The following is a 12,303-nucleotide window of genomic DNA, read 5'->3' on the forward strand; positions in this document are numbered from 1 at the left end:
ACAAAAAATAAACTGAAGTATATTTTATTTTTAAAATTATAAAATTTAAGCCATTTTCTAAGATTTTTTTATTATAATAAAACCGTTTTTTTGTGTACGATATAAGGAGATTTTGTGCTATTTACTAAAGCTAGCGAATATGCTTTACTTTCTTTAATTTACATTGCTCAAAAAGAAAAACCTCAAGATGTGGATTTTTTATCTACCGAGCTTAATATCCCAAAAAGCTTTTTAGCTAAAATTTTACAAACTCTAGCTAGAGATAATTTACTCCAATCTTTTAAAGGATCAAAAGGGGGGTTTGCCTTAATAAAAGATCCTAAAGAATACAACATAAAAGAAATTATAAATAGTGCAGAAAAAAAAGATGTAAATGTTTTTGAGTGCAGCGGTGGTACATGTCCAAGCAATAAAGAAAAAGATTGTACGCTTATGCCCGTACTTACAAAATTACAAGATAAAGTGGATGAATTTTTAAATTCTATTACTTTAGCGGATATTATGAAAAAATAAATGGCAAAAAAAAATAAATTAGTTGAACTCATATTTCCTTTTTTAGGACCTTTAATCGGTCCGGTTTTAAAGGCGAAAAGTCTTACTATAGTTGGTTTTATAGTATGTATTTTGGCTATTATTATCGTTCCTTTGCCAAGCCCTGTTTTGGATTTTTTTCTAGCTTTAAGTATCGCTTTATCCGTATTAATAATTTTAATTTCTATTTATATTCCTAAGCCGACCGACTTAACAACTTTTCCAACTTTGATTTTGATTATAACTCTTTTTAGGCTTTCTTTGAATATTGCCACAACACGTATGATTTTAAGCGAGGGACAGAACGGACCTGCAGCTGTTAGTGAGATCATCGCCTCTTTTGGTGAATTTGTCGTTGGCGGAAATATGGTCATAGGAGTGATTGTATTTTGTATCTTGGTTTTAATTAATTTTATGGTTGTAACCAAAGGTAGCACTAGGGTTTCTGAAGTACAAGCAAGATTTACACTTGATGCAATGCCTGGAAAGCAAATGGCTATAGATGCCGATTTAAATGCAGGTCTCATCGATGAACAAACAGCACGCGCAAGACGCCAAGAAATCATCGCTGAAGCAAATTTTTATGGCGCAATGGATGGTTCGAGTAAATTTATCAAAGGTGACGCTGTTGCAGGTATTATCATTACAATCATTAATATTATTGGTGGTTTTTTGATAGGATCTTTTCAGCACGATATGCCATTATCGGGTGCAGCATCTACTTATACTATACTTACGATAGGCGATGGACTTGTGTCCCAAATTCCAGGTCTCATTACTTCTACAGCAACGGCTATCATTATTACTCGTGCTAGTAAAGATGAAGATAATTTTGCAGAAGGAACTTTAAATCAACTTTTAAGTGAGTATAGAACTTTATTAATCGTGGGTTTTGTATTGTTTATCTTTGCTTTAGTTCCAGGACTGCCACATCTATCTTTAGGTTTTATGTCCTTAGTATTTTTAGCACTTGGGTATTTAACAAAACAAGTTAAAGAGGGTAAAATAGAAATTATGGCTACTAAAAAAACAAAACCAAGTGCAACAGGTGGTGCAGCTTCTACAGGTACAGCCGATGCAGCTCCTACTAAGAAAAGCGAAGAAGAAATTTTAAAAGAGGAAGAGCATAAAATCAATGATATACTTAAAGTTGAAATTTTAGAACTTGAACTTGGTTATGGACTTATAAAATTAGCTGAAAGTGAGCTAACTGAAAGAATTCGATCAATGAGAAGAAGTATTGCCGAAAGTTTAGGCTTTTTGATGCCAAAAATAAGAATTCGGGATAATCTAAGACTTAAACCTAATGAATATAGCTTTAAATTAAAAGGAGTTTCTATAGCGAGTGCTGAAATTTATCCGGATAAATATTTAGCTATGGATAGCGGATTTATTACTGAAGAAATTGAAGGTATAGCCACGAAAGAACCCGCTTTTAACTCTGATGCGCTTTGGATTGATGCAAATTTAAAGGATGAGGCAACACTTAATGGTTACATAGTTATTGATCCTGCAAGCGTGATTTCAACTCATATGAGTGAGCTTATAAAATCTCACGCAAGCGAACTTTTAACACGCCAAGAAGTACAAAATCTTTTAGATAAGGTTAAAAATGATTATCCGATTATAGTTGAAGGTGCTTTAAATGTAGCTCCGGTTAGTTTGATTCAAAAAATTCTCAAAGATTTGCTTAAATATCATATACCTATTAAAGATATGCTTACTATTTTAGAATCAGTTAGCGATATAGCTGAAGTAAGTAAAAGTTTTGATATGATCATAGAGCATGTAAGAGCATCTCTAGCAAGAATGATTACAAATATGTATTTAGATGACAAAGGAAATTTAGATATTTTTATTTTAGATTCTGCTAGTTCTGCAATTTTAATGGAAAATGTGCAGTTTAAAGATGGTAGTTATCATTTGCCTTTAAGTGTAGCACAAACTGGAGTTTTAGTGGATACTTTAAGGGCTGAAGTAGCTGCAGTTTCTAATGGTCGTATAAAGCCTTTCATACTTTGTGTTGAACCGCAGCTTAGAAAATTTATTGCTGATATTTGTTATAACTTTAACATAAATATTGTTGTATTAAGTTTTGCAGAAATCGCAGAAAATACTAATTTTAATACAGAAGGTATTATAAAGATAGAACTTTAAGGAAAATAATGAAAATTTATCATCTTTCGCATACAGATCTTGATGGTTATGCTTGTCAGTTTGTTACTCATTTTTATTTTAAAAATGTGAAATTTTACAATTCAAATTATGGCAAAGAAATTAACGAAAATTTCAATGTTATTATAAACGATATAGAAAGGAAACAGAATTTAGAAAAAGCCATAATTTTAATCACAGATTTAAATTTAAGCCTTTCTCAATGCGAAGAGTTTGATAAAGTATGCAAAGAGAAAAAAATTAAGATTTTCTTGCTTGATCATCATCAAAGTGGAGAAGAGTGCGCAAAAAAATATTCTTGGTATTTACTCGATTCAAAAAGATGTGCTACAAAAATCACTTATGATTTTTTTTCTAAAATTTGCAAATCAGATGTAGAGCTTTCAAATTTCGTAGATGTAGTTAATTCTGTCGATATTTGGTTAAGCGAAGACAAAAATTTTGAGCTTGGAAAAGTTTTTCTAGGTTTGATAGCTAATGCAAAAGAAATTAATCGAGTTATGTTTAAAGAAGCACAAGTATTTTATATATTTTTTCTTTTTGAGAGGGCACGTAAATTTATCGATAAAGAAAATTCTAATGTTTTACTTGATAATGCTACACATTTTATAAAAAAAGATTTTTTCACCAAAGATCGTGATGATACCCTTGCTAATTTAATCTCCAATTTCGTGGTAGAGAAATTAAGTGAGCTTAAAAATGATTTTACTATAGAATATGAAGGATATAAAGGAATTTTAACTGTAAATATAGGAAATACTTCTATAATTGGAAATGATTTTTTAATTAAAAATCCAGATTATGATTTTTTTGTCGATATAAGCTCAAGAAAAACTTTAAGTTTTAGAGCGAATGGCAAAATAGATGTAAGTATAATGGCTAAGAATTTAGTAGGTGGCGGGGGGCATAAAAATGCTAGTGGAGGGTTATTTTCAGCCTTTAAAGATAGTGCAAACTATGATTATATTAAAGCTCAAATTCTTGATCTTATTAAAAGTAAAGAATTAAAGAAAGAAAACAAAGATGTCTCAGCAAACTCATAAAAAGAATTTAAATGAAGAATTAGAAGATTTACAATATGAATTAAGTATTGTTTTAGAAGCAATGCTTTTATATGCTGGTGTTAAAAGAGAGAAACTAGAATCAGCTATTGAAGTATATATAGACAATATAGATTCAGTATTAAAAGACTCTCAAAAAGAAGGTGTTGATGAGATCTTAGAAGTCGTGGAATTTTTAAAAAATAAACATAAGGATTTATTCGTATGAAAAAATTAGCTACAATATTTTTAAGCTTATATTCTTTAAGTTATGCTAATATATATGAAGATTTGAGTGATTTTGCTTATAAAAAAGTTTCTGATGAAAATTTTAAAGTTGAAAATGCAAAAATAGTCCATTTTTTTAAAAACAATAAAGAATGTTTAGATCTTTTAATTAGTCCAAAGCAAGTGCAAATTTTAAAAAGTTACAATTCTTGTAAAAACTTAGAAAAAGATGTAGATTTTAACAATTTTTTAAATAAAGATTTTTTAACTTTATATAAAAATGATGGAAAATTTATACAAGAAAAAATACTGGATTTAAAAAATGTAATGCAAGATATTATGCTTTATTATAAATTGCATTATGCTTTTAGTAAAGATATAAAAGATATGAGTAAAAATAAAAATCTAAATGTTTTAAATAGTATAGATACTAAAGAAGGTGGAACTTTACTCTATAGGATAAATAACCAAACCTGTGTAGGAATAGAACTTAAAAAGCATAATTCAAAAATGGCTATGAAAATTTATGGTATAGAAAATTTAGATAAAAAATGCAAACTCTTTATAGAATCACCAGATTTTAAAAATATTTCCTATACAACAAAAGATTTTAATTGGTATTATCTAGAATAAAAAATATTTTTGATTTTTAAAAATATTTTTTTAAAAAAGCTTGTTTTGATATAAGAATCTTTTCGACCCAAAGTTTGGAAAACGCAAACATCTAAGTCTCTTTTTTCTTGAATACTTAAATTTTTCATTGAAATTAAACCTTAATTAAAATATTGCAGACCTTATTCTATCCTAAAATACTTTAGTTTTTTATTAAGTTCTGTATTTTTAGATGTTTAAAATTTTAAAAAAATATTGACTTTTGTTAATCAAAATTATATAATTAATACTGAATTTAAAATCTAAAAAATCAGGAGGGATTATATGAAAAAAAAGGTTTCCATGGCTTTAGCATTAATGCTATTTGGAAGTTGTGCATTTGCACTCGATCAGAAATTAGAAAAAACTAAAGGAGCTACAGGTATCGATTTGCCTACAGCTAAGTGGGTTTTGCCTAAAGCATTAAATGAAGATGGCACTATTGATGAAAGTAAAATGCCAAAAAATTCTAAATATGCACAAATGGTAATTTTTGGAAATAAAATTTTAAATGAAACTAGTAAATACACAGGACCACAGGCAAAGGATCCTAAAAAAAGATTTGCTGGAAATAACCTTTCTTGTTCAAGTTGTCATGCAGCAGCGGGAAGTGTTCAAAATCAAGCCGGTTTTGTAGGAATATGGGGAAGATTTCCACAATATAACGCAAGAGCAGATAAAGTTATAACTTTAGCTGATAGAGTTAATGGCTGTTATGAGAGATCGATGAATGGTAAACGTATGCCAGAAAATTCTCCAGAAATGAAAGCAATTCTTACTTATATGCAATGGCTTTCTCAAGGTGTTCCAGTAGGAGCTAAGATTAAAGGACAAAGTCTTAAAAAAATAGATTATCTTTCAAGAGCTGCTGATCCTAAAAAAGGAGAAAAAATTTATCAAGAAAAATGCGTTGCTTGCCACCAAGAAAATGGATTAGGGCTTAAAAATGAAGATAGCACAGGAGCGTATTATATATATCCACCATTATGGGGAAAAGATAGCTACAATACTGGAGCTGGAATGTATCGCTTAGTTAAAGCGGCATCTTATATAAAAGAAAATATGCCTCAAGGCGATCCTAATTTAACTCTTGAACAAGCTTATGATGTGGCTGCTTATATGAATTCGCAATCTCGTCCTATTAAAGCAAATAGAGATAAAGATTTTCCAGATAGAAAAGTAAAACCTTTGGATATGGATGTAGGACCTTATGATGATAGCTTCTCTACAACTCAACATCGTTATGGACCTTATAAACCAATGTTAAAAAAATAAGGTTTTAGGTGAGAAAATGTCTCACCTATTTTTAGTTTTTTTTAAAAATAAAGCTTTTTTGTATTTCATACTTACTTAAAAAGATTAAATTTTCCAAAAGTAGTTTATTATATGAGATAATTTATAAAAAAACGACATAAAATTTAATTGAAGTTATAAGTATTTTGATTAGATTTTTTTTGAAATCAAAATGAAGATTTTGTTCTTTATAAAATTTTTTATATTCTTTTTTTAAATGATGTTATTTTTAAACATTATAAAAACCTCTTCTCTCAAGAATTTAAAACTTATTTAGTTTACCTAAAAGATGCCACAATAAAGAAGATAAATTAATTTTTGAAGAGAAAAAGATACTTTGAATTTTTTATCAAAAGTGGATTTGTAGATTTGTTAATTTTATTAAAATAAAACAAAACGTAACGTGGAATTTGGAAAAATGTATCAATATTAAAGCTTTTGAAAGTTAAAAATTTGAACTATAAAATAAAAGTTAAAAAAATAAGACTTTGATTTGAAAAACAGCTTATAATATTTTCAATTAAATAATTTTTACAAGAATGATTATTTTTTGGGAGATGTGGAGCGGGAAACGAGATTCGAACTCGCGACCCCAACCTTGGCAAGGTTGTGCTCTACCCCTGAGCTATTCCCGCGTAAAATAAAAAAACCACAGTGTGATTTTTTTCACACTGTGGTTTAAAAGAGAAAAATATGTGCATTTCTCAAATATTAGAATTGATATTTAAGACCGATGTTTCCGCTTACATAAGTTTCATCTTGATCATCTACTTTTCCGCTTAGAAGTTGTTTAACTCCAGCTGAGAAAGTAAATGCCCATTGATTAGCAAAATTGATATCTCCACCTAGGATAAGCGCACCAAAAGTTTTCTTAGAATCACTTCCATCTACTGTAAATGAAACTGGGCTTCCTACGAATCTCGCAGTATAATCATCTCCAGATGTAACGATATATTGCTCGATTTTTGGAATAGCATAGATGTAACTTTCTTTAGATAGATATTTTCTAAATTCAGCTCCTGCTTCTAAGCTTGCATCAAAATTAGATTGAGATCTAACGTGTTGTGCATAAGTTCCACTTTCTGTATAATCAGGCGTGAATGAATAGTAAAGGTTAAGACCTGCTAAAGGTTTGATATAGAAATCGTGACCTACATCAAATACATAACCATAAGTTCCACTAGCACCTAAGAATTTTCTTGTAAAATCTGAAGAATTTATGCTATCTACAATTTGTCTATCTTGATCAGTCCAGCCAAATTGAGCATAACCTTTAAAATCAAACTCGTGATTTCCGTGAAGTGTTCTTGAGTATAAACCAACTTGTAAATTATCACTTTCTTGTTTTACTAGATCTGTTTTAAGATCAGAATTTGCATAAGTTAAATAAGCACCTAAAATAGTGTTTTCACCCAATAGACGATCGTAACCAATGCTTACACCATATAGAGCACCGCTGTTTCCATCTATGATATTTGCACCACCGATTGCATTTGCCCATACATTGTTTGCATAGCTTCTTGAACCGTAAGCAAAACTAGAATCACTTGCAGTTCCATTTCCTGCAGCAAAACTTTCTCCTGCTATCATAGTTGAGTAAGGGTTGCTAAATTTAGCTAAACGATTTGAAATAGCCATATCATTTGCTATATTTATAGCACCAATTGGAGTGTTAAGTGCTGAATTTCCTGCATTTGAATTAGCTGCTTTTTCTACATCTCTAACAGCCTTACCGCTACCTAAGATATAATCAGTTGCTCCGATGATTTTACCACCTACTTCAGAACCAGCTAAAGAAGCAAAAATTCTTCCTTTTTGATCAGCTTCAATTCTGTAATTTTCATTTAATTTTGGAGCCAAAATTGCAATTTGATTTTGAACATTTTCAATCAAAGCGGTATATTCATTGAAACGATTTTGTAACTCAGCAAGTATTTTTCTTTGATCTTGAAGGGTTTTTGTTAATCTATCGATTTCAACTTTATTAGCTGTAGCATTTTTATTTAAAGTTTCTAATCTTCCTTCTATAATTTCGACTTCATTTTTTTGAGTATTAAGAGCAATTGCAACTTCATGTTTTTTTGTATCAAATATACCATTTGCACCATTTAGAGGATTAGATCCATAATTATTGCTAAGTTTTAAAAGAGAATTTATTTTGTCTGCTATGATAGCTTTAACTGCACTATTTAATTCGTTAAAATCAATCTTTCCGTTTCTATAAATACGATCATCAAGATTTCCATTTATGTAAAGATTGTTTCCTGATTGAACAAGATTAAAATCCCAAAGTCTATCTAAGTCTTGATTAGAAAAAACATTTGCAAAATCAGCCTCAGTAAAAGTCCCAGTATTTTCAGCTAAATCTGTTCTCATTAGGTCAGCAGAAATATTTACAAGTCTGTGATTCCAAGTCATATCCGCTGTATTGCCAGAAGTAACATCTGTAAAGGTTTTTTTATTATCATAACCATTTTCAAAACCTTTAGAAGCAGTCATAAAATAATAACCATATGGAGTTGCACGACTTAAATCTTCTACGCCGATTGCAAAATCTGTATCTTTAGCCGTTACTTTACCATTTACATAAAAGCTTGATGCTCCTTGTGTATAAACAGTACTTGAAACTTCACTATTGTTAAGAATTAAATCGCCATTGATTGTTAAAGAACCATTATAAACATCTTTTTTATGGCCGTTATTAAAATAAGACCCATTTACAAGATTGATAAATCCGTGATCAAAAACAACATGGTCAGCAGTAATAGTGCTATGTCCATTAGCTACGTTAATACCAGCACTTCTACTCATTTCATCTTGTATTTTTGCACTAGGACTTATAAAAATAACATTTTTAGCAGTTAAATCAAAACTATAACCTTTATCTAGATATCCACTACCACCTATTGTTGAAAAAATACCATTTAAACCTACAAAACGAAGAGATGCATCTTTTTCGTTTGATTTAATTGTTAGATGGTTAATTTTATCTCCATTTACAAGATTAAGTTTACTTGATCCAAGTTGTGTTTTTACAACATCTTTGTCTGAAAAAAGATATGTATAATGAGATTTGTCAGAACCAGAATTAGATAACCTATTGTCATTATAAATGGATATCGCATAAGCCGAATTGGCAACTATAAAGCTTGCTGCGATAGCAGAAAGCATAATTTTTTTATGAGAATGCATCATAAAACTCCTTCTAAAAAAATTTTTAATAACGGATCACATTATATCTTAAAAATTTCCAAAAAACAAGGTTTTTTAGTAAAAAATGGTATTTTTTTAGTTATTTACTGGGGGGGGGGATTGGATTTTGGGATTTGGAAAATCAAATTATTATTTAAAATCTAGTTATTTTTAGATATAAATAATCAAATTAAAGTTTTAAAAGCCAAATTTGATCCCCTTTTTTATAGCTCTCTATATCTTCATTGCTTATAAGTAAAAATTCACTTTTTACTAAAGGAAGTATCATACCTGATCCAAATTGGTTATTATTAAAAGGTATAAAAAATTCATTTTCTAAATTCCCTAAAATGAAATTATTTCTTCCTTTTTTAATCTTTAAATCAATTCCCATTTTAGCACTCATTTTTAAAGGATTATTTAAAGAATTGCTAAGCAAACGAATGATTTTTTTACCAAAAATAAAGCAAGAAAGATATGCAGCCATAGGATTTCCTGGTAAAACAAGGGCTAAATGCTTATCTTTTTTATAGAGTTTGCTAGGACGTGCAGGACGTGCTTTTACACCTTTAAAAATGGCTTGAAAGCCCAGCTCATCAAAAGCTTTTTCTAAAAAATCCGCTTCGCCTACGCTCGCACCACCTGAAGTGATCAAAAGATCAAAATTCGTTCCTAAAAGAGCGTTTTTAATGGTATCAAAATCGTCTTTTATTATTCCAAGATAGCTAATTTCACAACTATCTAGCATACTCATTAAAGCTAATGCATTAGCATTATAAATGTTTTCTTCATCGCAATTTTGCCAAGGTTCTTTAAGCTCATTGCCACTTGAGAAAATGCCTACACGAATTTTTCTTACAACTTCAATTTTATAAATTCCTTGAGAAGCGAGTAGGGCGATATGCTTGGAATTTAATCTTGTGCCTTTTTTTAGTAACAATTCATCTTGTTTTAATTCTTCACCTTTTAAGCGTCTTGCATTGTATTGCTTTGGGATTTTTTTGATAATGAGTTTACCATTTTCTAGACATTCATCTTCGAGCATTAAAATTGTATCGGCATTTTTAGGCATTTTTGCCCCAGTCATAATCTTATAGCATTCATTTTTACCGATTTCATAAGTTTTATTATCTCCTGCAAAAATAATGCCTTTTATAAGCAAAGGTTCTTTTAAATCTGCATAATTAAAAGCATAGCCGTCTAAGGCTGCATTGTCAAAGCTTGGTAAATTTTTTTGTGCGTAAAGATCTTTTGCTAAGATACGATTTTTAGCATTTTCTAAACTTATGATTTCAAATTCATTTAAAGGAATGATTTCATTTTCTAAATCTTTTAAAGTTTCAAAAAGATTTTTCATTCCTCAAGCCTTGTGATTTTAGCCCCTAAGGCTTTAAATTTATCTTCTAAATTTTCATAACCGCGATCTAAATGATAAATCCTATGAACTCTACTTGTACCCTTAGCTACAAGAGCTGCAAGTATAAGGGCTGAAGAAGCACGTAAATCTGTAGCCATAACATCAGCTGCATTGAGTTCTTTTCCACCTACTATAGTTGCTATATGTCCGTTAAGTTTGATATCCGCTCCCATTCTTAAAAGTTCGCTTACGTGCATAAAACGATTTTCAAAAAGCCTTTCATCTATGATGCTTGTTCCATTTGCCTTTAGTGCTAAAGCCATAAATTGCGCTTGCATATCGGTTGGAAAGCCTGGATATTCGCTAGTTAAAATTTCTATAGGCTCTATTTTTTTAGCTGGAAGTAGGGTAATATTGTCATTTTCTATCAAGGTTTGAAAGCCCATTTGATGAAGTTTTGCTAAAACCGCACCTAGATGTTCGGGATTGACTTTTTTGAGTTTGATTTGTGAATTGGTGATGGCTCCTGCACAAAGATAAGTTCCTGCTTCAATTCTATCAGGAATTACGCTAAATTCTTTAAAATTTAAAAGTTCACCACCTGTACCATAAATTTCAAGCTCATCACTTCCTATGCCTTTTATATCAAGTCCTGCATCGGCTAATACTTCGCAAAGCTGCACAACTTCTGGCTCTTTAGCCACATTTAAAAGCTTGGTTTTTCCTTTAGCTAAAGCAGCAGCCATTATGATATTTTCACTGCCCGTAACAGTGATCTTATCGAAAAGAATTTCTGCACCTTTAAGCTTTCCACTCGCAACCACATAACCTTGTTTGATTTCTATATTTGCACTCATTTTTTCTAAAGCACTTAAATGTAAATCAATAGGTCTTTGACCTATAGCACAACCTCCAGGTAATGAAACTTCACAATGTCCAAAACGTGAAAGTAGTGGGCCCAAGGTGAGTATAGAAGCACGCATTTTTCGCACGATATCGTATTTAGCGATGGTTTGATTAAGAGTGCTTGTATCGAGTAATGCGATATTGTTTTCAAAATGAGTTTTTGCACCTAAATTTTCAAGCAAAGATATCAAAGTTTTGATATCTGCCACATTTGGAACATTACTCATTTTAACTTCATTTTTAGCCAATATAGTAGAAGCGATTAAAGGAAGAGAGGCGTTTTTAGCACCACTAATTTGAACTTCGCCTTGGAGCGAATCAATACCTTCGATTTCTAAAAAAGTCATATTTTGCCTTGATTTTAAATTTCAGGCTAATTATATACTTTTTTTTCTTTGTGAAAGTTTATTGTTGACTTTCAGCCACTAGTTCTTGAATTTTGGCTTCTATGGTACTCGCTTGTGAATTTAAAGCTTCAATTTGTTGTTGATAAGATGTTTTCATTTGATCATTAGCATTTGCCATTTTTTGTGTTAATTCTGCAATTTTTGCTAAAATTTCAGCTAGTTTTTTTATCAAAGTCTCAAGCATAGCATTTGAACCACCACCTCCTTGCCCAACTTGAGCTTTATCGTCATTTTTTGGAATTTTTTCTTGACTTACAGTGATAGGGTATTTTTTCTCTGAATTTTCATTGCTTAAATTTTTCGCCTCTTTAGAAATGGTTACTTCTACTATATTGTCATTACTTTGAGTGACTTTAGAATTATCATTGTCTTTTTTTGTATCGATCTTGGTATTGTTAGTAAAATCTAAATTTGTTTTTTCTTGAAAATTGACTTGCATTATCAAACCTTTACTGATTTATATTTAGAATATCGACTTTTTCTTTAAAAAAATTATAGATATTTTAACATTATTGATATAAAT

General features: G+C 30.2%; 10 protein-coding genes, 1 tRNA gene and 1 pseudogene. 6 read left to right on the top strand and 6 right to left on the bottom strand.

Annotated features, from left to right (window positions below; genetic code table 11):
- Positions 1-114: 114 nt before the first annotated feature.
- From CQA69_RS04430 to CQA69_RS04450, 5 genes and pseudogenes are all read left to right on the top strand, one after another.
- A pseudogene (locus CQA69_RS04430) lies at positions 115-530 on the top strand (Rrf2 family transcriptional regulator).
- On the top strand, positions 514-2,688 hold the full coding sequence (gene flhA, locus CQA69_RS04435; protein WP_137620601.1) for a flagellar biosynthesis protein FlhA: 2,175 nt from the start codon (positions 514-516) through the stop codon (positions 2,686-2,688). Before CQA69_RS04430 ends, flhA begins: the two are co-directional and overlap by 17 nt.
- 8 nt (positions 2,689-2,696) lie before the next feature.
- The gene (locus CQA69_RS04440; protein WP_137620602.1) at positions 2,697-3,749 is read left to right on the top strand and encodes a DHH family phosphoesterase; all 1,053 of its coding nucleotides are present in this window, start codon (positions 2,697-2,699) and stop codon (positions 3,747-3,749) included.
- A complete protein-coding gene (locus CQA69_RS04445) occupies positions 3,730-3,975 on the top strand; it encodes a hypothetical protein (RefSeq protein WP_137620603.1) in 246 nt (81 codons plus the stop codon). Before CQA69_RS04440 ends, CQA69_RS04445 begins: the two co-directional genes overlap by 20 nt.
- A complete protein-coding gene (locus tag CQA69_RS04450; protein WP_137620604.1) occupies positions 3,972-4,607 on the top strand; it encodes a hypothetical protein in 636 nt (211 codons plus the stop codon). The genes CQA69_RS04445 and CQA69_RS04450 overlap by 4 nt, the downstream gene beginning before the upstream one ends.
- On the opposite strand, the gene CQA69_RS08960 is transcribed toward CQA69_RS04450, so the two are convergent.
- The gene (locus CQA69_RS08960) at positions 4,595-4,735 is read right to left on the bottom strand and encodes a hypothetical protein (protein WP_171000325.1); all 141 of its coding nucleotides are present in this window, start codon (positions 4,733-4,735) and stop codon (positions 4,595-4,597) included. The two genes, CQA69_RS04450 and CQA69_RS08960, sit on opposite strands and share 13 nt — an antisense overlap.
- Positions 4,736-4,910: 175 nt before the next feature.
- Between CQA69_RS08960 and CQA69_RS04455 the strand changes: the two genes are divergently transcribed.
- Positions 4,911-5,900, top strand: coding sequence for a c-type cytochrome (locus CQA69_RS04455; RefSeq protein WP_137620605.1), 990 nt, complete (start codon positions 4,911-4,913; stop codon positions 5,898-5,900).
- Between the two features lie 578 nt (positions 5,901-6,478).
- Here CQA69_RS04455 and CQA69_RS04460 read toward each other — a convergent pair.
- From CQA69_RS04460 to fspA, 5 genes are all read right to left on the bottom strand, one after another.
- A tRNA-Gly gene (locus CQA69_RS04460) sits at positions 6,479-6,553 on the bottom strand.
- Between the two features lie 76 nt (positions 6,554-6,629).
- On the bottom strand, positions 6,630-9,113 hold the full coding sequence (locus CQA69_RS04465; protein ID WP_171000334.1) for an autotransporter family protein: 2,484 nt from the start codon (positions 9,111-9,113) through the stop codon (positions 6,630-6,632).
- A gap of 187 nt (positions 9,114-9,300) precedes the next feature.
- Positions 9,301-10,467 carry a molybdopterin molybdotransferase MoeA gene (locus tag CQA69_RS04470; RefSeq protein WP_137620606.1) on the bottom strand — a complete coding sequence of 389 codons (1,167 nt, stop codon included), beginning with the start codon at positions 10,465-10,467 and terminating at the stop codon, positions 9,301-9,303.
- On the bottom strand, positions 10,464-11,720 hold the full coding sequence (gene murA / locus CQA69_RS04475) for a UDP-N-acetylglucosamine 1-carboxyvinyltransferase (RefSeq protein ID WP_137620607.1): 1,257 nt from the start codon (positions 11,718-11,720) through the stop codon (positions 10,464-10,466). The genes CQA69_RS04470 and murA overlap by 4 nt, the downstream gene beginning before the upstream one ends.
- A gap of 58 nt (positions 11,721-11,778) precedes the next feature.
- Positions 11,779-12,219, bottom strand: a complete 441-nt coding sequence (gene fspA / locus CQA69_RS04480; protein ID WP_246023117.1) for a flagellum-secreted nonflagellar protein FspA — start codon at positions 12,217-12,219, stop codon at positions 11,779-11,781.
- Between the last annotated feature and the right edge of the window lie 84 nt (positions 12,220-12,303).

Origin of the sequence: Campylobacter estrildidarum (assembly GCF_005406205.1) — a bacterium.
Taxonomy (GTDB): Bacteria; Campylobacterota; Campylobacteria; order Campylobacterales; family Campylobacteraceae; genus Campylobacter_D; species Campylobacter_D estrildidarum.